The sequence below is a fragment of the Streptomyces sp. NPDC052773 genome (assembly GCF_044547145.1).
GTDB lineage: Bacteria > Actinomycetota > Actinomycetes > Streptomycetales > Streptomycetaceae > Streptomyces.
The window spans coordinates 161,213-185,550 of record NZ_JBITZX010000006.1; the positions used below are offsets into that span (position 1 = coordinate 161,213).

The 24,338-nt window shown below is 70.1% G+C and carries 25 protein-coding genes and 4 tRNA genes; 23 read left to right on the top strand and 6 right to left on the bottom strand.

The genetic code is table 11. The features are described 5' to 3' along the window. Positions 1 to 52 precede the first annotated feature (52 nt). Together htpX and ACIG0D_RS15790 are read left to right on the top strand one after the other, a co-directional pair. Positions 53 to 916 (top strand): zinc metalloprotease HtpX, encoded by an 864-nt coding sequence (gene htpX, locus ACIG0D_RS15785; protein WP_399800629.1) that lies wholly within the window; start codon positions 53 to 55, stop codon positions 914 to 916. Beyond that, positions 913 to 1,311: a YccF domain-containing protein gene (locus ACIG0D_RS15790; protein WP_399800631.1), complete on the top strand. Its 399-nt coding sequence runs from the start codon at positions 913 to 915 to the stop codon at positions 1,309 to 1,311. Before htpX ends, ACIG0D_RS15790 begins: the two co-directional genes overlap by 4 nt. Positions 1,312 to 1,503: 192 nt before the next feature. On the opposite strand, the gene ACIG0D_RS15795 is transcribed toward ACIG0D_RS15790, so the two are convergent. Beyond that, the gene (locus ACIG0D_RS15795; RefSeq protein WP_399800633.1) at positions 1,504 to 2,751 is read right to left on the bottom strand and encodes an APC family permease; all 1,248 of its coding nucleotides are present in this window, start codon (positions 2,749 to 2,751) and stop codon (positions 1,504 to 1,506) included. A gap of 95 nt (positions 2,752 to 2,846) precedes the next feature. Beyond that, on the bottom strand, positions 2,847 to 3,335 hold the full coding sequence (locus ACIG0D_RS15800; protein ID WP_166001462.1) for a YajQ family cyclic di-GMP-binding protein: 489 nt from the start codon (positions 3,333 to 3,335) through the stop codon (positions 2,847 to 2,849). Positions 3,336 to 3,558: 223 nt separating this feature from the next. Here ACIG0D_RS15800 and ACIG0D_RS15805 point away from each other — a divergent pair. Together ACIG0D_RS15805 and ACIG0D_RS15810 are read left to right on the top strand one after the other, a co-directional pair. After that, a tRNA-Tyr gene (locus ACIG0D_RS15805) sits at positions 3,559 to 3,640 on the top strand. Between the two features lie 135 nt (positions 3,641 to 3,775). Beyond that, positions 3,776 to 3,988 (top strand): hypothetical protein, encoded by a 213-nt coding sequence (locus ACIG0D_RS15810; protein ID WP_166001464.1) that lies wholly within the window; start codon positions 3,776 to 3,778, stop codon positions 3,986 to 3,988. A 57-nt stretch (positions 3,989 to 4,045) separates the two neighbouring features. On the opposite strand, the gene ACIG0D_RS15815 is transcribed toward ACIG0D_RS15810, so the two are convergent. Then, the gene (locus ACIG0D_RS15815) at positions 4,046 to 4,702 is read right to left on the bottom strand and encodes an NAD(P)H-binding protein (protein ID WP_399800635.1); all 657 of its coding nucleotides are present in this window, start codon (positions 4,700 to 4,702) and stop codon (positions 4,046 to 4,048) included. A gap of 276 nt (positions 4,703 to 4,978) precedes the next feature. Next, a complete protein-coding gene (locus ACIG0D_RS15820) occupies positions 4,979 to 6,241 on the bottom strand; it encodes an amidohydrolase family protein (RefSeq protein ID WP_399800638.1) in 1,263 nt (420 codons plus the stop codon). A gap of 265 nt (positions 6,242 to 6,506) precedes the next feature. Between ACIG0D_RS15820 and ACIG0D_RS15825 the strand changes: the two genes are divergently transcribed. The 9 genes from ACIG0D_RS15825 (at position 6,507) to ACIG0D_RS15865 (ending at position 11,672) form a co-directional block, all read left to right on the top strand. Continuing rightward, a tRNA-Thr gene (locus ACIG0D_RS15825) sits at positions 6,507 to 6,579 on the top strand. 46 nt (positions 6,580 to 6,625) lie between these two features. Continuing rightward, a tRNA-Met gene (locus tag ACIG0D_RS15830) sits at positions 6,626 to 6,698 on the top strand. Positions 6,699 to 6,789: 91 nt separating this feature from the next. Then, positions 6,790 to 6,954 carry a 50S ribosomal protein L33 gene (gene rpmG / locus ACIG0D_RS15835; RefSeq protein ID WP_003948671.1) on the top strand — a complete coding sequence of 55 codons (165 nt, stop codon included), beginning with the start codon at positions 6,790 to 6,792 and terminating at the stop codon, positions 6,952 to 6,954. Positions 6,955 to 7,069: 115 nt separating this feature from the next. Beyond that, a complete protein-coding gene (locus tag ACIG0D_RS15840) occupies positions 7,070 to 7,522 on the top strand; it encodes a MaoC family dehydratase N-terminal domain-containing protein (RefSeq protein ID WP_399800640.1) in 453 nt (150 codons plus the stop codon). Between the two features lie 5 nt (positions 7,523 to 7,527). After that, positions 7,528 to 7,956 carry a MaoC family dehydratase gene (locus tag ACIG0D_RS15845; RefSeq protein ID WP_365760161.1) on the top strand — a complete coding sequence of 143 codons (429 nt, stop codon included), beginning with the start codon at positions 7,528 to 7,530 and terminating at the stop codon, positions 7,954 to 7,956. Between the two features lie 94 nt (positions 7,957 to 8,050). Then, entirely contained in the window at positions 8,051 to 8,614 is a 564-nt protein-coding gene (locus ACIG0D_RS15850) for a TetR/AcrR family transcriptional regulator (protein WP_399800643.1), read from the top strand. Between the two features lie 99 nt (positions 8,615 to 8,713). Further along, positions 8,714 to 10,156 carry a DHA2 family efflux MFS transporter permease subunit gene (locus tag ACIG0D_RS15855; protein WP_399800646.1) on the top strand — a complete coding sequence of 481 codons (1,443 nt, stop codon included), beginning with the start codon at positions 8,714 to 8,716 and terminating at the stop codon, positions 10,154 to 10,156. 21 nt (positions 10,157 to 10,177) lie between these two features. Then, entirely contained in the window at positions 10,178 to 10,558 is a 381-nt protein-coding gene (locus ACIG0D_RS15860; RefSeq protein WP_399800649.1) for a DUF3291 domain-containing protein, read from the top strand. 58 nt (positions 10,559 to 10,616) lie between these two features. Then, entirely contained in the window at positions 10,617 to 11,672 is a 1,056-nt protein-coding gene (locus tag ACIG0D_RS15865; protein ID WP_399800652.1) for a UDP-N-acetylmuramate dehydrogenase, read from the top strand. A 51-nt stretch (positions 11,673 to 11,723) separates the two neighbouring features. Here the strand turns inward: ACIG0D_RS15865 and ACIG0D_RS15870 are convergent, their stop codons facing one another. Continuing rightward, complete coding sequence (locus tag ACIG0D_RS15870; RefSeq protein ID WP_399800654.1) at positions 11,724 to 12,761, bottom strand: adenosine deaminase; 1,038 nt, start codon at positions 12,759 to 12,761, stop codon at positions 11,724 to 11,726. Positions 12,762 to 12,888: 127 nt separating this feature from the next. Beyond that, a complete protein-coding gene (locus tag ACIG0D_RS15875; RefSeq protein WP_399800657.1) occupies positions 12,889 to 14,115 on the bottom strand; it encodes a pyridoxal phosphate-dependent aminotransferase in 1,227 nt (408 codons plus the stop codon). 305 nt (positions 14,116 to 14,420) lie between these two features. Between ACIG0D_RS15875 and ACIG0D_RS15880 the strand changes: the two genes are divergently transcribed. The 10 genes from ACIG0D_RS15880 (at position 14,421) to rpoB (ending at position 24,271) form a co-directional block, all read left to right on the top strand. Next, positions 14,421 to 14,493: transfer RNA gene (locus tag ACIG0D_RS15880), tRNA-Trp, on the top strand. A gap of 104 nt (positions 14,494 to 14,597) precedes the next feature. Next, entirely contained in the window at positions 14,598 to 14,885 is a 288-nt protein-coding gene (gene secE / locus ACIG0D_RS15885; RefSeq protein WP_399800659.1) for a preprotein translocase subunit SecE, read from the top strand. A gap of 77 nt (positions 14,886 to 14,962) precedes the next feature. Further along, positions 14,963 to 15,811, top strand: coding sequence for a transcription termination/antitermination protein NusG (gene nusG, locus ACIG0D_RS15890; RefSeq protein ID WP_399800662.1), 849 nt, complete (start codon positions 14,963 to 14,965; stop codon positions 15,809 to 15,811). Between the two features lie 44 nt (positions 15,812 to 15,855). Next, entirely contained in the window at positions 15,856 to 16,308 is a 453-nt protein-coding gene (locus ACIG0D_RS15895) for a hypothetical protein (protein ID WP_399800664.1), read from the top strand. 132 nt (positions 16,309 to 16,440) lie between these two features. Further along, a complete protein-coding gene (rplK, locus tag ACIG0D_RS15900; RefSeq protein ID WP_003992325.1) occupies positions 16,441 to 16,875 on the top strand; it encodes a 50S ribosomal protein L11 in 435 nt (144 codons plus the stop codon). 84 nt (positions 16,876 to 16,959) lie between these two features. After that, on the top strand, positions 16,960 to 17,685 hold the full coding sequence (rplA, locus tag ACIG0D_RS15905) for a 50S ribosomal protein L1 (protein WP_166001492.1): 726 nt from the start codon (positions 16,960 to 16,962) through the stop codon (positions 17,683 to 17,685). Positions 17,686 to 17,997: 312 nt separating this feature from the next. After that, the gene (locus tag ACIG0D_RS15910) at positions 17,998 to 18,825 is read left to right on the top strand and encodes an LppX_LprAFG lipoprotein (RefSeq protein ID WP_399800668.1); all 828 of its coding nucleotides are present in this window, start codon (positions 17,998 to 18,000) and stop codon (positions 18,823 to 18,825) included. Between the two features lie 363 nt (positions 18,826 to 19,188). Further along, the gene (gene rplJ / locus ACIG0D_RS15915; protein WP_145829782.1) at positions 19,189 to 19,719 is read left to right on the top strand and encodes a 50S ribosomal protein L10; all 531 of its coding nucleotides are present in this window, start codon (positions 19,189 to 19,191) and stop codon (positions 19,717 to 19,719) included. A gap of 119 nt (positions 19,720 to 19,838) precedes the next feature. After that, a complete protein-coding gene (gene rplL / locus ACIG0D_RS15920) occupies positions 19,839 to 20,228 on the top strand; it encodes a 50S ribosomal protein L7/L12 (RefSeq protein WP_086734027.1) in 390 nt (129 codons plus the stop codon). 557 nt (positions 20,229 to 20,785) lie between these two features. Then, entirely contained in the window at positions 20,786 to 24,271 is a 3,486-nt protein-coding gene (rpoB, locus tag ACIG0D_RS15925; RefSeq protein ID WP_399800673.1) for a DNA-directed RNA polymerase subunit beta, read from the top strand. Positions 24,272 to 24,338: the final 67 nt, after the last annotated feature.

Genomic DNA, 24,338 nt, shown 5'->3' on the forward strand with positions numbered 1-24,338 from the left:
GAGATCACAGCAAGCAAAGGGTTCCCCTGCTGCACCACTTGGAGGGCGTACCGTGCACCGCCGGCACAACGGGCTCAGGACCGCAGTACTCCTCGGGGGACTGTCCGCACTCATCATCGTCATCGGCGGCTTCTTCGGCCGTACGGGGCTCGTCGTCGCCGTCCTGGTCGCGCTGGGCACGAACGCGTACGCGTACTGGAACAGCGACAAGCTTGCCCTGCGCGCCATGCGCGCCCGCCCGGTCAGCGAGTTCGAGGCCCCGGGGCTGTACCGGATGGTCCGCGAACTCTCCACCCAGGCCCGCCAGCCCATGCCCCGCCTGTACATCTCCCCGACGGAGGCGCCCAACGCCTTCGCGACCGGCCGCAACCCGCGCAATGCCGCGGTGTGCTGCACGGAGGGCATCCTCCGCCTCCTCGACGAACGGGAACTGCGCGGTGTCATCGGCCACGAACTGAGCCACGTCTACAACCGCGACATCCTCATCTCGTCGGTCGCCGGCGCCCTCGCCTCGGTGATCATGTTCCTGGTCAACTTCGCCTGGCTGATCCCGATCGGCCGCTCGGACGACGACGACGGCCCCGGCCTCCTCGGCATGCTGCTGATCATGATCTTGGGACCGCTCGCGGCCTCCCTCATCCAGCTGGCCATCAGCCGCTCCCGGGAGTACGAGGCCGACGCCTCCGGCGCCCAGCTCACCGGCGACCCCCAGGCCCTGGCCAGCGCCCTGAGAAAGCTGGAGGCGGGCACCAAGCAGCTCCCGCTGCCCCCCGAGCCCCGGATCGAGACGGCGAGCCACATGATGATCGCGAACCCGTTCCGCCCCGGCCAGGGGCTGTCCCGGATGTTCTCCACCCACCCCCCGATGGCGGAGCGCATCCGCCGCCTGGAACAGATGGCAGGTCCCCACCGGTGAAGACGATCCTGAACATCATCTGGCTCCTGCTCAGCGGCCTCTGGCTGTGCCTCGGCTACTTCGCCGCCGGCCTGGTGCTGTGCATCACGATCATCGGCATCCCCTTCGGGATAGCCGCCTTCCGCATCGGCGTCTACGCCCTGTGGCCCTTCGGGTACACCACGGTCGAACGCCGCGACGCCGGCGCCCCGTCCCTCGTCGGCAACGTCCTGTGGCTCATCCTCGCGGGCTGGTGGCTGGCGCTCGCCCACATCGCGACCGGCGTCGTGCTCTGCCTGACGATCATCGGCATCCCGTTCGGCATCGCCAACTTCAAGCTGATACCCGTGTCCCTGGTGCCGCTGGGCCGCGACATCGTCCCCACGGACCGCCCGTTCGCGTCGAAGGCGTGGTGACGGCCGCACCCGAAGGGCGCCCGCCGTCGTAGGGGCACGTCACACCGTGGACGCTCACCCCGTCGCAACGGCGACGGTCACCGCGCGGACGCCCACCGCCGTCGTAGGGGCGACAGTCACCGCACCGGACGCTCACCACCGCCGCAGGGGTTCGATCACCGCGCGGACGCTCACACCGTCGCAGGCGCGACGTCACCGCGCGGACGCCCACCACCGCCGTACGCCGTACGCCACGACGCCCACCGCCAGCACCCCGGCGCCCACCGCGACCGACACGCCCGGCAGGGAGAACGCCAGCACCACACAGCCGAGCAGCCCCACGGCCGGCACCAGCCGGGCGCGCGCGGAGGCGTCCAGCGTCCAGGCCGAGGCGTTGGCCACGGCGTAGTACGCCAGCACCCCGAACGACGAGAAGCCGATCGCACCCCGCACGTCCACCGTGGCGGCCAGGACGGCGACCACCGCGCCCACCGCCAGTTCGGCCCGGTGCGGCACCTGGAAACGCGGATGGACGGCGGCCAGGACCCCCGGCAGATGCCGGTCCCGCGCCATGGCGAGCGTGGTCCGGGAGACACCAAGAATCAGCGCCAGCAGCGACCCCAGAGCGGCCACGGCGGCCCCGGCCCGCACGACCGGCACCAGGCCCGGCAGCCCGGCCGCGCGGACGGCGTCGGCCAGCGGCGCGGTCGCCTGAGCGAGCCCGCCGGAGCCCAGCACGGACAGCACGGCGACCGCCACGCACGCGTAGACCGCGAGCGCGATGCCGAGCGCCAGCGGGATCGCGCGGGGAATGGTGCGGGCGGGATCACGCACCTCCTCGCCGAGGGTGGCGATCCGCGCGTATCCCGCGAAGGCGAAGAACAGCAGACCGGCCGCCTGGAGCACCCCGCCGAAGCCCTCGGAGGCGCCGACGTCGAGCCGCCCGGCATCGGACTCGGCCGACCCCAGGCACCCGACCACCACCGCGGCGAGCACCGCCAGCACCACCGCCACGATCGCCCGCGTGAGCCAGGCGGACTTCTGTACGCCGCCGTAGTTCACGGCGGTCAGCGCCACCACGGCCGCCACCGCCACCGCGTGCGCCTGCCCCGGCCAGACGTACGCGCCCACGGTCAGCGCCATCGCCGCGCACGAGGCCGTCTTGCCGACCACGAACGCCCAGCCCGCGAGGTAGCCCCAGAACGGTCCCAGCCGCTCCCTGCCGTACACGTACGTGCCGCCGGAGGCCGGATAGCGGGCCGCCAGCCGGGCCGAGGACATGGCGTTGCAGTAGGCGACCACCGCCGCCACGGCGAGCCCGACGAGCAGCCCGGAGCCGGCCGCGCGGGCCGCTGGCGCGAGCGCGGCGAAGATCCCGGCGCCCACCATCGAGCCGAGCCCGACGACCACGGCATCGGTCACCCCGAGGGTGCGTCGCAGTTCGGAGGGGGACGTCGTCATGGCGGCACCCTACTGAGCGGGCCGGCCGCCCCCGCACACAGGAGAAGGGCGGGCACCGGACGCCCGCCCTCCCGACATCCGCCGGTCTCCGCGACCTAGCGGTAGTTCACGAACTGCAGCGCGAAGTCGAAGTCCTTGCCCTTCAGCAGGGCGATGACGGCCTGGAGGTCGTCCCGGCTCTTCGAGCTGACCCGCAGCTCGTCACCCTGCACCTGGGCCTTCACGCCCTTGGGGCCCTCATCGCGGATGATCTTCGCGACCTTCTTCGCGTTCTCCTGGGAGATGCCCTCCTGGATCGACGCGAAGATCTTGTACTCCTTGCCGGACAGCTGCGGCTCGCCCGCGTCCAGCGCCTTCAGCGAGATCCCGCGCTTGATCAGCTTGGACTGGAAGACGTCGAGGACAGCCTTCACCCGGTCCTCGGAGTTCGCCTCCATAAGGATCTTGTCCCCGGACCACGAGATCGAGGCGCCCACGCCCTTGAAGTCGTAGCGCTGCGAGATCTCCTTGGCGGCCTGGTTGAGGGCGTTGTCGACCTCCTGCCGCTCGACCTTCGAGACGATGTCGAAACTGGAGTCGGCCATGTCCTGTGGCTCCTTGTATCGGGTGCGAATCGGGTGCGTAGCGGCGTACGCGGGTCGACGGCCGGCCCCCGCGCGGGTGCCGGACCGCATCCGGACAAGCCTAGCCACCCCCCGTCCTCCAAGTGCCGATCAATCGGGTGGCGAAGCACCCCTCCGCATCGGGTATTGTTTACGTCGTTGCCAGGGAGCACCGCCGAAAAGCGGTTCGAACGGCAGCGACCCCGGCGGTGTGCCCGAGCGGCCAAAGGGAGCAGACTGTAAATCTGCCGGCTCAGCCTTCCCAGGTTCGAATCCTGGCGCCGCCACTTCGGAAAAGACCCTCTCTCTGTGGAAACGCAGAGGGAGGGTCTTTTCGTTTCCGTATGCGCGCCTGTGAGGGCGGGGCGGGCGGGTGTGGTGGGCCCCACGGTGCCGCCGCCGCGCGCGGGCACACTGATGGCATGTCGTCCCGTCGCAGAACGTGTCCCGAGTGCCGCCGTGAGATCGCCGTCGTGGCCGGACGGTTCGCCCGGCACGATCCGCCCGGTGCCCGGGAGGACGGGCGGCTGGTCTCCTGTCCGGGTTCGCGCCGGCCGGCGCAACTGGGAGCGGTGCAGCCGTCGTTGGACGGCTATGTGGTGCCCGAGTTCCCGGGGCAGCTGCCCCTGTTCTGACCCGCCGTGACCGCCGCGCGGCGGTCACTCACCGGCCATCGACCGCCGCGCGGCGAATCACTCGCCGGCGACCGACTTCACCGCCACGGACACCGGCCACGACCCGCCGACCAGTTCCAGGGTCAGACCGGCCGTCGCGGGGGTCTCCAGCAACTCGGCCAGGACGGCGGCCACGTCGTCGCGCGGGATCGCGCCACGGCCCGTGTGCGCCTCCAGACGGACCAGGCCGGTCCCGGGGTCGTTCGTCAGCGAACCGGGGCGCAGGATCGTCCAGTCGAGCGCGTCCAGACCCTGGACGTACGCGTCGGCCTCGCCCTTGGCGCGCAGGTAGACGTCGAAGACCTCGTCGCCCTCGTGCCTCGGGTCCGCGCCCATCGAGGACACCACCAGGAAACGCCGTACGCCCGCGCGGACCGCGGCGTCCGCGAACAGCACCGCCGCGCCCTTGTCCACGGTGTCCTTGCGCGCCGCCCCGCTCCCCGGCCCGGCGCCCGCCGCGAACACCGCCGCGTCCGCGCCCTGCAGATGTGCCGCGACCTCCTCGACCGTGGCCGACTCCAGGTCCAGCAGCACCGGTTCGGCGCCCGCTTCCCGCAGGTCGTCGCCCTGTTCCTCGCGGCGGATGATCCCCGCCGGCTCGTAGCCGCGCCGGGCGAGCAGCCGCTCCAGCCGCAGCGCGATCTGACCATGTCCACCAGCGATGACAATGCGCATGTCTTCGACCGTACGCCCCGACGACCACCCGCGCCGCACGACGCTGAACCGCCGCGTCGGAAGAGCCCGAACCGCCGCGCCGCGCGGCCCGCATCCGTCTCGCCCCACGGCCCGCAACCGCCCCGCCGCACGACCCGCAACCGCCCCACCGCACGCCCCGGAACCGCCATGCCTCGCCGCCCGCAACCGCCTCGCCGCGCGGCCACACGACCCCTGCGCGCCCAACTGCCCGCGCAAGCCCCCGCCCCGCCCTCAGGAAGCTCCCCCATCCCGACCTCAGGAAATCTCCCCCCGCCCCTGCCGCGGCAGCCCCCGTTCCGTCGTCACCGCCGAGTTGCCGTACTCCCGTACCGCGCTCGTCCGCGCCACCACGCGCCCCCCGTGCACCACGATCCGGCTGTAGCCGAGCGAGAGCGCGTCGGCCAGCCGGACTCCGCGGACCGCCAGGAGTTCGGCCGGGAAACCGGCCTCCACGCGGACCGGCGGCAGGCCGAGTGCCGCGCGCGCGGAGGCGCTGACGGCGTCGTAGGCGTCCTCGGGGGACAGGCCGTGGCAGGAGGCGAGGAGGTAGGCGGCCTCCAGAGGGTCCCCGCGGCCGACGGGGTTGGACACGTCGCGCAGCGCGCCGCTCCCGGCCGCCACACGGACACCGGCGGCGCGCAGCAGCCGTACGGGCGCCGTGCCGCGGCCCTCCACGCCCCCGCAGCCGCCCTGGGGCAGGCACGCCACCGTCACGCCGGCCGCGGCGAGCTGGTCGGCCGTCCGGGCCGCCAGATCGGCGGGGAGGCGCGCGAGACCGGCGCACGGCCCGATCGTCACGCCGGGGCGCAGACCGCCCGCCATGGCGGCGAGCCGGGCCAGCCGAGCCGGGTCGGCGGCGTCGGTGTGCAGGTCGACGGGGCAGCCGTGTTCCGAGGCGACCTCCAGGACGGCCTCGACGTAGCCCGCCGGGTCCGGGTCCGCGTCGGGACAGCCGCCCACCACACAGGCGCCCATCTTCAGCGCGTCCCGCAGCATCGCCAGCCCGTCCGCCCCGGCCACCCCGGTCAGTACGCGCGGCATCGCCACCGTCGTCAGCTCCACGAGCCCGCGCAGCGCGCGCCGGGCCCGCAGCACCGCCCGCAGCGCACCGAGCCCCTGGACGTCCCCCACGCGCACGTGCGCCCGCGCCGCGGTGGCCCCGTGGCCGAGCTGCAGCAGGGCGGCCTCGGTGGCCCGGCGCTGGACGTCCCGGGGGTCGTGGGAGACCGGTCCGCCGGCGTCGGCGGACAGCGCGGTGTCCGCGTGGGCGTGTGGCTCGGCGGGGGCCGGGAGCAGCAGGTAGCCGGTCAGGTCCACGCGGGCGCCCCGCGCGCGCGTGCCGCCGCCCAGGCTGCCGGCCGTGCCGACCGCCTCGATCCGCCCGCCGCTCAGCCGTACGTCCACGGTGCGCCCGTCGGTCAGCCGCGCCCCGCACAGCAGCAGGGCCCCGTCGTCCCGTCCCGGGGAGCCCGACGGCGACGAGGACGAGCGGGGCGGCTGCGGCTGGCTGTCGGGCATCGCGCTCCAGTGGCTCGGGGGCTGTGCCGGGGGCACAAGATCACACAGAGTGAGTCGAGCGTAGGACGACGGCCCTGCCGGGGCGGGGAGGAGCGCAATAGTCGTACCGGTGTGGTCCCGCGGAACGGAGCGCCGCGCGGGGCTCCGGTGAGGCCTGTGGGGGAGTCCGGGCGGAGTCCGGGGGCGGGCCGGGGGTGAGCCGGGGCGGGGGGCCGGAAACGGATTTGGGCGAACGGCGGGCGACCGTGTAATGTCTTCATCGCTCGCCCCAATAGCTCAGTCGGCAGAGCGTCTCCATGGTAAGGAGAAGGTCAACGGTTCGATTCCGTTTTGGGGCTCTGATGTGAGAGGTTCCCGTCGCAAGGCGGGGCCCGATCGCATCGCAGCGGTGTAGCTCAGTCGGTAGAGCAAGCGGCTCATAATCGCTGTGTCACCGGTTCAAGTCCGGTCACCGCTACTTTAAGTAGCCGATTGCCGGGTCGGTCCGACGATCGGCTACTCTTCATGTGCGTTAATTTCTAGTCCCCGTTCGTCCAAGGAGCACTCACGTGGCTGCCACCGACGTCCGCCCGAAGATCACGCTGGCCTGCGTGGAGTGCAAGGAGCGGAACTACATCACCAAGAAGAACCGGCGTAACAACCCGGACCGTCTTGAGATGAAGAAGCACTGCCCGCGTTGCAACGCGCACACCGCGCACCGCGAGACGCGATAAAAAGGCTCGTTCACGAGGCCGCCCCCGCAGTACCGGGGGGCGGCCTCGTGGCGTTTGCGGCCTCGGGCCGACCCGTTCACGGTCATCCACAGCAGACACCAGGAGGTGCCGAGCCATGGCGCTCGACCAGTCCTTCGTGGGGCGGACCTACCCGCCCACCGAGCCCTACGAGGTGGGCCGGGAGAAGATCCGGGAGTTCGCGGAGGCGGTGGGAGACGCCAACCCGGCCTACACGGACCCGGAGGCCGCCAAGGCGCTCGGCCACCCCGATGTGATCGCCCCGCCGACCTTTGTGTTCGCCATCACGTTCAAGGCCGCGGGTGAGGTCGTTGCCGACCCCCAGCTGGGCCTGGACTACAGCCGCGTGGTGCACGGCGACCAGAAGTTCGCCTACCGGCGCCCGGTGCGCGCCGGTGACCGGCTGACGGTCACCTCGACCATCGAGGCGATCAAGTCGATGGCCGGCAACGACATCCTGGACATCCGCGGCGAGGTGCACGACGAGGCCGGTGAGCACGTCGTGACCGCCTGGACCAAGCTCGTGGCCCGCGCGGCCGAGGAGGCGTGAGCAAGATGACCGCCAGCATCGCGTACGCCGACGTCGAGGTCGGCACCGAACTGCCCGCACAGACCTTCACCGTGACCCGCGACACGCTCGTCCGGTACGCGGGTGCCTCCGGCGACTTCAACCCGATCCACTGGAACGAGAAGTTCGCCAAGGAGGTCGGACTGCCGGACGTCATCGCGCACGGCATGTTCACCATGGCCGAGGCGATCCGCGTGGTCACCGACTGGGTCGGCGACCCCGGCGCGCTCGTCGAGTACGGCGTCCGCTTCACCCGGCCCGTCGTCGTCCCGAACGACGACCAGGGCGCGACCATCGAGGTCAGCGGCAAGGTCGCCGCCAAGCTCGACGACAACACGGTCCGCGTCGACCTCACCGCGACCAGTGGCGGCCAGAAGGTGCTGGGTATGTCGCGCGCGGTCGTACGCCTCGCCTGAGCTCCGTTGACGTAAGGGGCGTCCGTCCAGGCGGACGCCCCTTACCCATAGGCACCCCTTGACGAAGTTAGTGATTGGGCACTAACTTAGCCGCATGGTCAGGATGAGCGCAGAGGAGCGACGCGAAAGCGTCATCCGCGCGGCGATCACCGAGTTCGCGCAGAACGGCTACCACGGCACCTCCACCGAGGCGATCGCCAAGCGCGTGGGTGTCTCGCAGCCGTACCTCTTCCGCCTCTTCCCCGGCAAGAAGGCGATCTTCCTCGCGGCCGCCCAGCGCTGCCTGGAGGACATGCGCCGGCTGTTCCAGGAGGCGGCGGGCGACCTCAAGGGCGAAGACGCCCTGCACGCCATGGCCGACGCGTACACCCGGCTGCTCGCCGAGGAGCCGGAGCGCCTCCAGATGCAGCTCCAGACCTATGTCGCGGTGGCCGCGGCCGAGGCGGCCGGGGACCACGAGTTCGGCGAGATGGTCCGCCGCGGCTGGATGGATCTGTGGGACACCGTGCACCTGCCCCTGGGGGCGGACGTCAACGAGACGACCACCTTCCTGGCGTACGGAATGCTCGTGAACACCCTCACCGCGATGGGTTTTCCGCCGGGTCACCGGGTGTGGGAGGGCTTCTACGACTCCGCCAGGGCGAAGACGGCCGACTAGGGGTGGCGCCCGCCTCTGTGGCGCTTTTCCATGCCCGCAAAAGTTAGTCAGCAATAACTAACCAACGTTCGCAGCACCTGCTCACGCTCTGGGGGAGCGATGTCACAGCAGACCGCACCGCGCGGAGGAGTCCTCTGGGCCCTCCTGATCACCAGCGTCGCCGGATTCATGGCGGCCCTCGACAACCTCGTCGTCACCACCGCACTGCCCTCCATCCGCGAGGACCTCGGCGGCGCCCTGCACGACCTGGAGTGGACCGTGAGCGCCTACACGCTCACCTTCGCCGTGCTGCTGATGACCGGTGCGGCCCTCGGCGACCGCTTCGGCCGCCGCCGGCTCTTCGTCGCCGGACTCGCCCTCTTCACCGCCGCGTCCGCCGCCGCGGCCCTGGCGCCCGGCATCGACTCCCTGATCGCCGCCCGCGCGGTGCAGGGCGTCGGAGCGGCCGTCATGATGCCACTCACCCTGACGCTCCTCACCGCCGCCGTGCCGGCGGAGAAGCGCGGCATGGCGTACGGCATCTGGGGCGCCGTCAACGGGCTCGCGGTCGCCTCCGGACCCCTCATCGGCGGCACCCTCACCGAACACATCTCCTGGCAGTGGATCTTCTGGCTGAACGTTCCGCTCGGCATCGCCCTGATCCCGCTGGCCCGCCTGCGCCTGAAGGAGTCCCACGGCGCCGGCACCCCGCTCGACATCCAGGGCACCCTGCTCGCCAGCGGCGGCCTCTTCGGGATCGTCTACGGCCTGGTGCGCGGCCCGGTCGACGGCTGGACCGGCACGTCCGTCCTGACCGCCCTGATCGCGGGCACCGTCCTGCTCGCCGGTTTCGTCGCGCACGGCATCCGCGCCCGCAACCCCATGCTCCCGATGCGGCTGTTCCGCTCCCGTGCCTTCGCCGGCATCAACGCGGCCGGACTGCTGATGTTCCTCGGCATGTTCGGCTCGATCTTCCTGCTCAGCCAGTACATGCAGGGCGTGCTCGGCTACTCGCCCACCGAGGCCGGACTGCGGATGCTGCCGTGGACCGCCATGCCCATGGTGATCGCCCCGATCGCCGGCATCCTCTCCGACCGCATAGGCGGCCGACCGATCGTCGTCGCGGGCCTCGCCCTCCAGGCGGCCGGCCTCGGCTACCTCGCCGCCGTCGCCACGGCCGACGCCTCCTACGCCTCCCAACTGCCCGGACTGATCCTCGGCGGCATCGGCATGGCCCTGTACTTCGCCCCGTCCTCCGCCCTCGTCATGTCCAGCGTGGCCGACACCGAGCACGGCATCGCCTCCGGCGCCAACAACGCGCTGCGCGAGGTGGGCGGCGCGCTCGGCATCGCGATCATGTCCTCGGTCTTCACCGCCCAGGGCGGCTACGAGTCCGCCCAGACCTTCGTCGACGGCCTGCGGCCCGCCGTCGCCGTCGGCGCGGGCGCGGTGGCGCTGGCCGCCGTAGCGGCGCTGCTGGTCCCGTCCCGCCGCCGGACGAGCCCGACGGCCGGGACGCCCGGCACGACCCCCGCCAAGACCCTCGAGACCGCGCTCCGCTGACCCGCCCGAGAGGAGACCGACATGCCCACCCTCCCCTGGACCACGCCCGCCACCCCGCCGCAGGGCGCCGAGGCCCACGTCTTCGCCTCCCGCTTCGAGACCCGCACCCTCTGGGGAGCGTTCAAGTTCCTCGTGCGCACACCGGGAGTGTGGCGGCAGGTCAGCCGGGCGCCCGGTGCCTACGGGGCCACCCTCAAGGCGGAGCCGCTGAAGCGGACCTTCTGGACTCTCTCCGCCTGGGAGTCACCGGCCGCCCTCAAGACCTTCGCCCGCTCCGGCCCCCACGGCCCGACCGCCCGGATCCTCGCCGCCGAGATGAAGGACGCGAAGTTCGCGACCTGGACGGTCCCCGGTGACCGGCTCCCGCCCGACTGGACCGAAGCCGTCCGCCGCCTGACCTGAGACGCACGCGAACACGGCCCCGCCCACCCCGGCGGGGCCGTCTCGTAGTCTTGAGCCCGTGCTGGAACTCCACGACGCCCCCCTCGCCCCGCTGACCACCTTCCGGCTGGGCGGCCCCGCCACCCGCCTGGTCACCGCCGAGACCGACGCCGAGGTGATCGCCGCGGTCCGCGAGGCCGACGCCACCGGGACGCCCCTGCTGCTCATCGGCGGCGGGTCCAACCTGGTCATCGGCGACAAGGGCTTCGACGGCACCGCCCTGCGCATCGCCACCCGCGGCCTCACCCTCGACGGCACCACCCTCGAGCTGGCCGCCGGCGAGGTGTGGACCGACGCCGTCGCCCGCACCGTCGAGGCCGGTCTCGCCGGCATCGAATGCCTCGCCGGCATCCCCGGCTCCGCGGGCGCCACGCCGATCCAGAACGTCGGGGCGTACGGCCAGGAGGTCTCCTCCACCATCACCGAGGTGATCGCCTACGACCGCCGCGACGGCGAGACGGTGACGCTCTCCAACGAGGACTGCGCCTTCAGCTACCGCCACAGCCGCTTCAAGTCCGACCCGGAGCGCTACGTCGTCCTGCGCGTCCGCTTCCGCCTGGAGGACGCCGGCGGCCTCTCCGCGCCGATCAAGTACGCCGAGACGGCCCGCGCCCTCGGCGTCGAGCCCGGCGACCGCGTACCGCTCGCCGACGCCCGCGAGACCGTCCTCAAGCTGCGCACCGGCAAGGGCATGGTCCTCGACCCCGAGGACCACGACACCTGGTCCGCCGGCTCCTTCTTCACCAACCCGATCCTCACGGACGCGCAGTTCGCCGCCTTCCGCACCCGCGTCCGCGAACGCCTCGGCGCCGACGCCGAACCCCCCGCCTACCCCGCCGGACCGGGCCACACCAAGACCTCCGCGGCCTGGCTGATCGACAAGGCGGGCTTCCCCAAGGGCTACGGCACCGGCCCCGCGCGCATCTCCACCAAGCACACCCTCGCCCTCACCAACCGCGGGAACGCGACCACGGAGGACCTGCTCACACTCGCGCGTGAGGTGGTCGCCGGGGTCCGCGAGGCCTTCGGGATCACGCTGGTCAACGAACCGGTGACGGTGGGCGTCAGCCTCTGACGGACCCGGACCCTGCCCCCGGGGCCGGAGCCGTCAAGCCCCTCCGGCCCCTCACACCGGCGCGGTCAGCCACCGATCCACCCCCGCCAGCAGCTCCGCCTTGACCCCCTCCGGCGCCACGGACGCCCGGATCGACTGCCGGGCCAGCTCCGCCAGCTCCGCGTCCGTGAACCCGTGATGCTCCCGGGCGATCTCGTACTGCGCCGCCAGCCGAGAGCCGAACAGCAACGGATCGTCCGCACCCAGCGCCAGCGGCACTCCCGCCTCGAACAGCGTCCGCAGCGGCACGTCCTCCGGCTTCTCGTAGACCCCGAGCGCCACGTTCGAGGCCGGACACACCTCGCAGGTCACCTGCCGGTCCGCCAGCCGCTTCAGCAACCGCGGGTCGTCCGCCGCCCGCACCCCGTGCCCGATCCGGTCGGCGTGCAGGTCGTCGAGACAGTCCCGCACCGACGACGGCCCGGCCAGCTCGCCCCCGTGCGGCGCCGACAGCAGTCCGCCCTCCCGCGCGATCGCGAACGCCCGGTCGAAGTCCCGCGCCATGCCCCGCCGCTCGTCGTTGGACAACCCGAACCCGACGACCCCCCGATCGGCGAACCGCACCGCCAGCCGCGCCAGCGTCCGCGCGTCCAGCGGATGTTTCATCCGGTTCGCGGCGACCAGCACCCGCATCCCCAGCCCGGTCTCCCGCACCGCCGTCTCCACCGCGTCCAGGATGACCTCCATCGCGGGGATCAACCCACCCAGCCGCGGCGCGTACGACGTCGGATCCACCTGGATCTCCAGCCACCGGGAGCCGTCCTTCAGATCCTCCTCCGCCGCCTCCCGCACCAGCCGCTGGATGTCCTCCGGCGAACGCAGACACGACCGCGCCGCGTCGTACAGCCGCTGGAACCGGAACCAGCCGCGCTCGTCCGTCGCCCGCAGGCTCGGCGGCTCCCCGCTGACCAGCGCCTCGGTCAGCGCGTCCGGCAGTCGTACGCCGTACTTGTCGGCCAGCTCCAGCAGCGTGCCCGGCCGCATCGAGCCGGTGAAGTGCAGGTGCAGATGGGCTTTCGGCAGCTCAGAGAGATCACGTACGCGCTCCATTCCCAGATCCTGCCGCACGCCCCCGCCGCCCCGGTAGCCCGTTCCCCGATCGTGGTCTTGCTCGCACAAACGAACAGGGGCCTCCTACGAAAGTGGTAGGAGGCCCCCGGAGCCGAGAAACGAGACGTCAGTCCCGCGCCTCCGCCAGCAGCTTCTGAATCCGCGAGACACCCTCGACGAGGTCCTCGTCGCCGAGCGCGTACGACAGCCGCAAGTACCCCGGCGTCCCGAACGCCTCACCCGGCACCACGGCGACCTCCGCCTCGTCCAGGATCAGTGCGGCCAGCTCCACCGAGTCCTGCGGACGCTTCCCGCGGATCTCCTTGCCGAGCAGCCCCTTCACCGACGGGTACGCGTAGAACGCGCCCTCCGGCTCCGGGCAGATCACGCCGTCGATCTCGTTCAGCATCCGCACGATCGTCTTACGGCGCCGGTCGAACGCCTCCCGCATCTTCGCGACGGCGTCGAGGTCACCGGAGACCGCGGCGAGCGCGGCGACCTGCGCCACGTTCGACACGTTCGACGTGGCGTGCGACTGGAGGTTCGTCGCGGCCTTGACGACGTCCTTCGGGCCGATGATCCAGCCGACCCGCCAGCCGGTCATCGCGTACGTCTTGGCGACACCGTTGACGACGATGCACTTGTCGCGCAGCTCCGGCAGGATCGCCGGCAGCGAGGTGAACTTCGCGTCGCCGTAGACCAGGTGCTCGTAGATCTCGTCCGTCAGCACCCACAGGCCGTGCTCGACGGCCCAGCGGCCGATCGCCTCGGCCTCGGCCTCGCTGTAGACCGCGCCGGTCGGGTTCGACGGGGAGACGAAGAGGACGACCTTCGTCTTCTCGGTGCGGGCCGCCTCCAGCTGCTCCACGCTCACCCGGTACCCGGTGGTCTCGTCGGCGACGACCTCCACGGGGACACCGCCGGCCAGCCGGATCGACTCCGGGTAGGTGGTCCAGTACGGCGCCGGGACGATGACCTCGTCGCCCGGGTCGAGGATCGCGGCGAACGCCTCGTAGATCGCCTGCTTGCCGCCGTTGGTGACCAGCACCTGCGACGGGTCGACCTCGTAGCCGGAGTCGCGCAGCGTCTTCTCGGCGATCGCGGCCTTCAGCTCGGGCAGGCCGCCGGCCGGGGTGTAGCGGTGGTACTTCGGGTTCTTGCAGGCCTCGACGGCCGCCTCGACGATGTAGTCCGGGGTCGGGAAGTCGGGCTCACCGGCGCCGAAGCCGATCACCGGACGCCCGGCGGCCTTCAGGGCCTTCGCCTTGGCGTCCACGGCGAGGGTGGCGGACTCGGAGATCGCGCCGACTCGGGCGGAGACCCGGCGCTCGGTGGGAGGGGTTGCAGCGCTCATGGAGCCCATCGTTCCAGACCGGAAACGCGCCCGGCACACGGGTTTCACGGAGTGAACATGACCGGGCAAACCACTGAACACCCGTCCGGATCTCCGCGCCGGCCTGGGTGATCTTCCAGCGCTTTCCCGCCGCTCTCCGCCCCGAATCCCCGGTGATCTTGCCGCGCCGACGCCCTCACGGGCGCTTTCTGTTCGACGCCCGGCCTCGGACCACGTACACTCTCACCTCGTTGGCCCTCGCGAGCCGCACTCGGCCGGTGCACACCGAGCACCCGTCCGGATGCGGTACGTTGGGGGACAGACAAAGGGTCGTAGCTCAATTGGTAGAGCACCGGTCTCCAAAACCGGCGGTTGGGGGTTCAAGTCCCTCCGGCCCTGCTACACACACCGCCAGGATGTGTGCGCAGGTACGTACAGCAATGCACCGCCGTGCGGCTCAGACCGGGCGCGGCACGGCCACGACCCGGGATCAGGTGAGGACTATGACGGACGCCGTGGGCTCCATCGACACGCCTGATGCCCAGGACGAGGCGCCCGAGTCGAAGAAGAAGACTCGCAAAGGCGGCAAGCGCGCGAAGAAGGGCCCGCTGAAGCGGCTCGCACTCTTCTATCGCCAGATCGTCGCGGAACTCCGCAAGGTGGTCTGGCCGACGCGCAGCCAGCTGACGACGTATACGACCGTCGTGATCATCTTCGTCGTCATCATGATCGGCCTGGTCACCGTGATTGACTATGGGCTCGACCACGCAGCCAAGTACGTCTTCGGCTGAGCCAAGAGCGAAGGGCGCCGTCACTGGCGCCCCTTTCGCGTGTTCCACCCGTATGTATCCAGGAAGAAGCAGCCACCGTGTCTGACCCGAACGTGAACGACGCCATCGAGCCGGATGCGTCCGTGGATGACGAGCTCGACATCGTCGAGGGCGCGGACGAGGACGTGGACGAGGTCGAGGCTGCCGACGCCGAGGCGGAGGAGTCGGCCGAGGAGGCCGCCCTCGAGGTGACCGACGAGGACGAGACCGAGGACGCCGAAGAGGCCGAGGACGCCGCCGAAGCCGAGGAGGCCGAGGCGGAGCCCGAGCTCGACCCGGTCGAGAAGCTCCGCCAGGAGCTGCGCACCCTGCCCGGCGAGTGGTACGTGATCCACACCTACGCCGGTTACGAGAACCGCGTGAAGACCAACCTGGAGCAGCGCGCCGTCTCGCTGAACGTCGAGGACTACATCTTCCAGGCCGAGGTGCCGCAGGAAGAGGTCGTCCAGATCAAGAACGGCGACCGCAAGACCATCCGCCAGAACAAGCTCCCCGGCTATGTCCTGGTGCGCATGGACCTGACGAACGAGTCCTGGGGCGTCGTCCGCAACACCCCCGGCGTCACCGGCTTCGTGGGCAACGCCTACGACCCGTACCCGCTGACCCTGGACGAGATCGTCAAGATGCTCGCCCCGGAGGCCGAGGAGAAGGCCGCCCGCGAGGCCGCCGAGGCCGAGGGCAAGCCGGCGCCGCAGCGCAAGGTCGAGGTCCAGGTGCTGGACTTCGAGGTCGGCGACTCGGTCACCGTCACCGACGGCCCGTTCGCCACGCTCCAGGCGACCATCAACGAGATCAACCCCGACTCGAAGAAGGTCAAGGGCCTGGTGGAGATCTTCGGCCGCGAGACGCCGGTCGAGCTCTCCTTCGACCAGATTCAGAAGAACTGAATCCGGCAGACCTGAGCACGTCGACGCCCGAGGGCGCCCCGCCGGTGAACACCGGGCAGGGGCGCCCTCGGCGCGTCCGTGCCGCGACGATCGCCGGCCTGCTGGTGGTCACGCTCGTCGCGGTGACGTACGTCGTGTTCCTCCCGGCCGCCTGGCAGCGGGTCGAGGCCCGGGGCGGCACCCCCGCCTCCGCCGCCTTCCACGACGGCGCCTGCCTCCTCGGCGGGTGCGGCGTGACGTTCTCCGTCGCGGGCGAGCGGGTCACGGCCGGGCTGCCGATCGGCACCCGGGCCGGCGAACACACCGACGGCGACACCGTGGCCGTACGCCATGTGCCCGGTGAGCCGGGGCGGGCCGTGCTCGCCGGGGACACCGGGCGCGGGAGTGTGGCCGCGCTGCTCGCGGTGCCGCTCGGGGCGACCCTGGCCGTGCTCGCCGCCGGGACGGTGCGACTGGCCCGTCGCGAGCGGCGCGCCGGGCCTGTGCAGCCCTCCTGACCAGGGCGATTTCTGGTCCGGAGGAAGCAGGGGCTATCGTTGTGCGGTATGCCATCTGCCTGGATCATGCTCCAGCATCGATCCCCATGGGGCAGCTGGTAATCAACCTCTCAGTAAGGACCCGGAGAGAGCATGCCTCCCAAGAAGAAGAAGGTCACGGGGCTCATCAAGCTCCAGATCCAGGCCGGTGCCGCCAACCCGGCCCCGCCGGTCGGCCCCGCGCTGGGTCAGCACGGCGTGAACATCATGGAGTTCTGCAAGGCCTACAACGCCGCGACCGAGTCGCAGCGCGGTTGGGTCATCCCGGTGGAGATCACGGTCTACGAGGACCGTTCCTTCACCTTCATCACCAAGACCCCGCCGGCCGCCAAGATGATCCTCAAGGCCGCGGGCATTGAGAAGGGCTCCGGCGAGCCGCACAAGACCAAGGTCGCGAAGATCACCCGCGACCAGGTCCGCGAGATCGCCACCACCAAGATGCCCGACCTCAACGCCAACGACCTGGACGCCGCCGAGAAGATCATCGCCGGCACCGCCCGTTCCATGGGCGTCACGGTCGAGGGCTGACCCTCACCCCCGTAGCAACAGCAGAAGTGTGGAAGGGCCTGCTCGGCCCGGACCACGACTCCTAAGACTCAACAGGAGCTTTAAGTGAGCAAGCGCAGCAAGTCTCTCCGCGCTGCGGACGCCAAGATCGACCGGGAGAAGCTCTACGCTCCCCTCGAGGCCGTCCGTCTCGCCAAGGAGACCTCCACGACCAAGTTCGACGGCACCGTCGAGGTCGCCTTCCGTCTGGGTGTCGACCCGCGCAAGGCCGACCAGATGGTCCGTGGCACCGTGAACCTCCCGCACGGCACCGGTAAGACCGCCCGGGTCCTGGTCTTCGCGACCGGTGACCGTGCCGAGGCCGCGCGTGCCGCGGGCGCCGACATCGTCGGCGCCGACGAGCTGATCGACGAGGTCGCGAAGGGCCGTCTGGACTTCGACGCCGTCGTCGCCACCCCGGACCTCATGGGCAAGGTCGGCCGCCTCGGCCGCGTGCTCGGTCCCCGTGGTCTGATGCCGAACCCGAAGACCGGCACTGTGACCCCGGACGTCGCCAAGGCTGTCACCGACATCAAGGGCGGCAAGATCGAGTTCCGTGTCGACAAGCACGCGAACCTGCACTTCATCATCGGCAAGACGTCGTTCGACGACACCAAGCTGGTGGAGAACTACGGCGCGGCCCTGGAGGAGATCCTCCGTCTGAAGCCGTCCGCCGCCAAGGGTCGCTACATCAAGAAGGCCGCCATCACCACCACGATGGGCCCCGGCATCCCGGTCGACCCGAACCGCACCCGCAACCTCCTCGTCGAGGAGGACCCGGCCGCGGTCTGAGCCTGAGGCTCACCCGAACCGGTTCACAGGCCCCGCACCCTCCCTGGGTGCGGGGCCCGTCCCCGTTTCCGGCCCGTGGGGCGACGCCGCGCCGGGCCGAGAAGCCCGCAGGGCGGGGCGTACGGCCCCACGGGCGTCCGCGGGGCCGCGGGGTCCGCTCAGGCGCGCGGATGGCCACGAGCCGTGGCGGAGCCTCAGAGGGCCCCTGAGTCTGCTGGAAATGCCAGGCCCCGTCTTCTCCTCGTCGGATAGGCTCGCGCCCTCTGTGTGTCAGCCATGTATCCCGTGGCTTGTATCCCGTGGGGGGAATCCATGAAGTCCGCCAAGTCGTCCATATCCGTCGCCGGAATCGCCGCTCTGCTGCTCGCCGGCGGTGCCGTGAGCTGTGGCACCGAGCAGGCGCCCGAGATGTCGCCCGCGGCGGCCGTCGCCAAGGCGGCGAAGAACACCGAGGAGATCTCCTCCCTCCGCTACCGCATGAAGGGCGAGATCCCCGAGCAGGGCCGCGTCGAGGCCGAGGCCTCCCTGCGGACGAAGCCCTCCATAGCCATGAGCATGAAGATGACGGCGCTCGACCAGGGCCCGGAGGGCAACGTCGAGATCCGTCTCGTCGACAAGGCGATGTACATCGGCGGCGCGGACATGGCCAAGGAGATGGACGGCAAGAGCTGGATGAAGTTCGACCTGTCCGCCCTCGGCGCGGACAAGGACCTGAACCAGCTCGGCGCCGGCGCGGCCGACCAGAACCCGGCGGACGAGAGCGCCTTCCTCACCGGCGCCAAGGACGTCAAGCGGGTCGGCACCGAGAAGGTCGACGGCGTCGAGACCACCCGCTACTCGGGCACGGTCACCCTCGACGAGTTCCGCGACTCGCTGAAGGACGAGGACAAGGCCACCCGCGAGCGCCGCGAGAAGAGCCTCGACCAGTACGAGAAGATGGGCGTCGACAAGATCACGATGGACATGTGGGTCGACGGCGAGGACCGCACCAAGCAGTTCCGGATGCGCGGCGACGCCGACGGCGGCCCGCTCGACATGACCGTCACCCTCTTCGACGTGAACGAGCCGGTGAAGGTCACCGCCCCGCCCGCCGAGGATGTCGCCGACCTCGCGGAGATGATGAACGGCAGCGGCGCCTGACCGCAGCGTCCGGTCGCCGCGACGAGGACCGCGACGAGTGCCGCGACGATCGTCCGGTGATCGCCCGGTGACGGCCCCGGTGACCGGATTTGCTTGACAGCGATCCGGTCACGTACGCTCCTACCGAAGCCAAAGACCGCTGGTCGTTGCCGTGCGCTCACACGAGGGCTCGGTGGCCGAAGGATCCGCTGAACTGCGGACGACCCGCGCAGGTGACTGTGGAAGTGCTCCCGGACCGGTTCCGCCCGTACGGAATCGTCTGGTCGAGCTACGCCCCGTGCGCCTGCGCCGGGGCGTTTCGTTTTCCCCAGTCCTCCTTCGGGTCCGCGCGGTCCGAATCACCCGGAAGGAGGCCGAGGCTCTATGGCGAGGCCCGACAAGGCTGCCGCGGTTGCCGAACTGACGGACAAGTTCCGCAGCTCCAACGCCGCCGTGCTGACCGAGTACCGCGGTCTCACCGTGGCGCAGCTCAAGACGCTGCGTCGTTCGCTCGGTGAGAACGCCCAGTACGCCGTGGTGAAGAACACGCTGACCAAGATTGCGGCCAACGAGGCCGGGATCACGCTGGACGACCAGCTCTTCGCTGGTCCGACGGCCGTCGCCTTCGTCACCGGTGACCCGGTGGAGTCGGCGAAGGGTCTCCGTGACTTCGCCAAGGAGAACCCGAATCTCGTCATCAAGGGCGGTGTCCTTGACGGCAAGGCGCTGTCCGCCGACGAGATCAAGAAGCTTGCGGACCTCGAGTCCCGCGAGGTTCTGCTGTCCAAGCTGGCCGGTGCCTTCAAGGCGAAGCAGTCCCAGGCTGCCTCCGTCTTCCAGGCTCTGCCCTCGAAGCTCGTCCGCACCGTGGACGCGCTCCGTGCCAAGCAGGACGAGCAGGGCGGTGCCGAGTAATTCGGCTCGCTTTCTGATCCTCGCCGCCTGAGCGCGGCAAGGGTCGCAGCGGGCCCGAACGTACGCCCGCCTCACCCAGTACATCCGGCACCTGCCGATTGAGTGGAAGGACCGCCATCATGGCGAAGCTCACCCAGGACGAGCTGCTTGCCCAGTTCGAGGAGATGACCCTCATCGAGCTCTCCGAGTTCGTGAAGGCCTTCGAGGAGAAGTTCGACGTCACCGCCGCCGCTGCCGCGCCGGTCGTCGTCGCCGGTGGTGCCGCTGGTGGCGCCGCCGCCGAGGCCGCCGAGGAGAAGGACGAGTTCGACGTCATCCTCACCGGCGCCGGCGACAAGAAGATCCAGGTCATCAAGGTCGTGCGCGAGCTGACCTCCCTCGGCCTGAAGGAGGCCAAGGACCTGGTCGACGGCACCCCGAAGCCGGTTCTCGAGAAGGTCAACAAGGAGCAGGCCGACAAGGCCGCCGAGGCCCTCAAGGGCGCCGGTGCCTCCGTCGAGGTCAAGTAAGACCTCGCGGGCACTCCCGCACTCCCGCGACGCTGAGCACGGCCTCCTGAGGCTGTAACGCGAACGCACCGAAGAGCGATCATCCATCCGGGTGGTCGCTCTTCGGCGTTCTCGGGGGGCGCGCCGCGGTTGCCTTGCGCCCCTCACGGGGAGGGGTAAGGTGATCTTCGTCGTGTCTCCGGAGCACCTGGTTCCGGCCAGGGGGGCCTTGACGAACCGCACGCAGCGCGCAATTCTCAGGACGCGTCGTCACAACGGTCCGAATCCGAGGCATGGATCGACGACGAAGAGGGCAGTATCAACGTGCGTTGAGGGCAGGCATGACGCAGGCGTTGAGAACACATGTGGTCTCCGGAATCCGGGACTGGACATCAGTGTGCCGTGTGGCTACACTGACCCTTTGCGCTGCCTGTTAGCTGTCCCCTGCCCGTCACCAGGGGTCTACCCTCACCCGAGCACCGGCACCACATCCCCTCTGACCTGGGGAAAGTGTCTCTGCGCCTGGGGGAGGGGCCGGTACGCGCGTAGTGAGTCCGAGCCCTCGGAAGGACCCCCTCTTGGCCGCCTCGCGCAACGCCTCGACCGCGAATACGAACAACGCTGCCAGCACCGCCCCGCTGCGCATCTCTTTTGCAAAGATCAAGGAGCCCCTCGAGGTTCCGAACCTTCTCGCGCTCCAGACCGAGAGCTTCGACTGGCTGCTCGGCAACGACGCGTGGAAGGCTCGCGTCGAGGAGGCCCTCGAGAACGGTCAGGACGTCCCCACCAAGTCCGGTCTGGAGGAGATCTTCGAGGAGATCTCCCCGATCGAGGACTTCAGCGGGTCGATGTCGCTGACCTTCCGCGACCACCGCTTCGAGCCGCCGAAGAACTCGATCGACGAGTGCAAGGAGCGCGACTTCACGTACGCCGCCCCGCTCTTCGTCACGGCCGAGTTCACCAACAACGAGACCGGCGAGATCAAGTCCCAGACGGTCTTCATGGGCGACTTCCCGCTCATGACCAACAAGGGCACCTTCGTCATCAACGGCACCGAGCGTGTCGTGGTGTCGCAGCTGGTCCGTTCGCCGGGTGTCTACTTCGACTCCAGCATCGACAAGACGTCCGACAAGGACATCTTCTCCGCCAAGATCATCCCGTCCCGGGGTGCCTGGCTGGAGATGGAGATCGACAAGCGCGACATGGTCGGTGTCCGCATCGACCGCAAGCGCAAGCAGTCCGTGACCGTCCTCCTGAAGGCGCTCGGCTGGACGACCGAGCAGATCCTCGAGGAGTTCGGCGAGTACGAGTCCATGCGCGCCACCCTGGAGAAGGACCACACCCAGGGCCAGGACGACGCGCTGCTCGACATCTACCGCAAGCTGCGTCCGGGCGAGCCCCCCACGCGTGAGGCCGCGCAGACGCTGCTCGAGAACCTCTACTTCAACCCCAAGCGCTACGACCTCGCCAAGGTCGGCCGCTACAAGGTCAACAAGAAGCTGGGTACGGACACCCCGCTGGACGCGGGCATCCTGACCGTCGAGGACATCATCGCGACGATCAAGTACCTGGTGAAGCTGCACGCCGGCGAGACCGAGACGGTCGGTGACAACGGCGACACGGTCGTCGTCGAGACCGACGACATCGACCACTTCGGCAACCGCCGTCTGCGCAGCGTCGGCGAGCTCATCCAGAACCAGGTCCGCACGGGTCTGGCCCGTATGGAGCGCGTCGTCCGCGAGCGGATGACGACCCAGGACGTCGAGGCGATCACGCCGCAGACCCTGATCAACATCCGGCCGGTCGTCGCCTCCATCAAGGAGTTCTTCGGCACCAGCCAGCTGTCCCAGTTCATGGACCAGAACAACCCGCTGTCCGGGCTGACGCACAAGCGTCGTCTGTCCGCGCTCGGCCCGGGTGGTCTGTCCCGTGAGCGGGCCGGCTTCGAGGTCCGTGACGTGCACCCGTCGCACTACGGCCGTATGTGCCCGATCGAGACCCCCGAAGGCCCGAACATCGGTCTGATCGGCTCGCTCGCCACCTACGGTCGCGTCAACGCCTTCGGTTTCGTCGAGACGCCGTACCGCAAGGTGATCGACGGCCAGGTCACGGACGAGGTCAACTACCTCACCGCCGACGAGGAAGACCGCTTCGTCATCGCGCAGGCCAACGCGCCGCTCACCGACGACATGCGGTTCGCCGAGGCCCGCGTCCTGGTCCGCCGCCGTGGCGGCGAGGTCGACTACGTCGCGCCCGAGGACGTGGACTACATGGACGTCTCGCCGCGCCAGATGGTGTCGGTCGCGACCGCCATGATCCCCTTCCTCGAGCACGACGACGCCAACCGTGCCCTCATGGGCGCGAACATGATGCGCCAGGCCGTTCCGCTCATCCAGGCGGAGGCCCCGCTCGTCGGCACCGGCATGGAGTACCGCTCCGCCGTCGACGCCGGCGACGTCGTCAAGGCCGAGAAGGCCGGTGTGGTCCAGGAGGTCTCCGCGGACTACATCACCACCGCCAACGACGACGGCACGTACATCACGTACCGCCTGGCCAAGTTCGCCCGCTCCAACCAGGGCACCTCGGTCAACCAGAAGGTCATCGTCAACGAGGGCGACCGCGTCGTCGAGGGCCAGGTCCTCGCCGACGGCCCGGCCACCCAGAACGGCGAGATGGCCCTCGGCAAGAACCTGCTCGTGGCGTTCATGCCGTGGGAGGGTCACAACTACGAGGACGCGATCATCCTGTCGCAGCGCCTCGTGCAGGACGACGTCCTCTCCTCGATCCACATCGAGGAGCACGAGGTCGACGCCCGTGACACCAAGCTCGGCCCCGAGGAGATCACCCGGGACATCCCGAACGTCTCCGAGGAGGTCCTCGCCGACCTCGACGAGCGCGGCATCATCCGCATCGGCGCCGAGGTCATCGCCGGCGACATCCTCGTCGGCAAGGTCACCCCGAAGGGTGAGACCGAGCTGACGCCGGAGGAGCGCCTGCTGCGCGCGATCTTCGGCGAGAAGGCCCGTGAGGTCCGTGACACCTCGCTGAAGGTGCCGCACGGTGAGACCGGCAAGGTCATCGGCGTGCGCGTCTTCGACCGCGAGGAGGGCGACGAGCTGCCGCCGGGCGTGAACCAGCTGGTCCGCGTCTACGTCGCGCAGAAGCGCAAGATCACCGACGGTGACAAGCTCGCCGGCCGTCACGGCAACAAGGGTGTCATCTCCAAGATCCTGCCGATCGAGGACATGCCGTTCCTGGAGGACGGCACCCCGGTCGACATCATCCTCAACCCGCTGGGTGTGCCGTCCCGAATGAACCCGGGACAGGTGCTGGAGATCCACCTCGGCTGGCTCGCCAGCCGCGGCTGGGACGTCTCCGGCCTGGCCGACGAGTGGGCGCAGCGCCTCCAGGCGATCGGCGCCGACAAGGTCGAGCCCGGCACCAACGTGGCCACCCCGGTCTTCGACGGTGCGCGTGAGGACGAGCTCGCGGGTCTGCTGCAGCACACCATCCCGAACCGCGACGGCGAGCGCATGGTGCTCCCGTCCGGCAAGGCGCGGCTGTTCGACGGCCGTAGCGGTGAGCCGTTCCCGGACCCGATCTCGGTCGGCTACATGTACATCCTCAAGCTGCACCACCTGGTCGACGACAAGCTGCACGCCCGCTCGACCGGTCCGTACTCGATGATCACCCAGCAGCCGCTGGGTGGTAAGGCCCAGTTCGGTGGCCAGCGCTTCGGTGAGATGGAGGTGTGGGCGCTGGAGGCGTACGGCGCCGCTTACGCCCTCCAGGAGCTGCTGACCATCAAGTCCGACGACGTCACCGGCCGCGTGAAGGTCTACGAGGCCATCGTCAAGGGCGAGAACATCCCTGAGCCCGGCATCCCCGAGTCCTTCAAGGTGCTCATCAAGGAGATGCAGTCCCTGTGCCTCAACGTGGAGGTGCTGTCCTCGGACGGCATGTCCATCGAGATGCGCGACACCGACGAGGACGTCTTCCGCGCTGCGGAGGAGCTCGGTATCGACCTGTCCCGGCGCGAGCCGAGCAGCGTCGAAGAGGTCTGACGGGAGTCCGGCGGCCTCCCACGAGGAGGCCGCCGGCCCCAGGACCCCCGTTTCAGACCCAAAGACT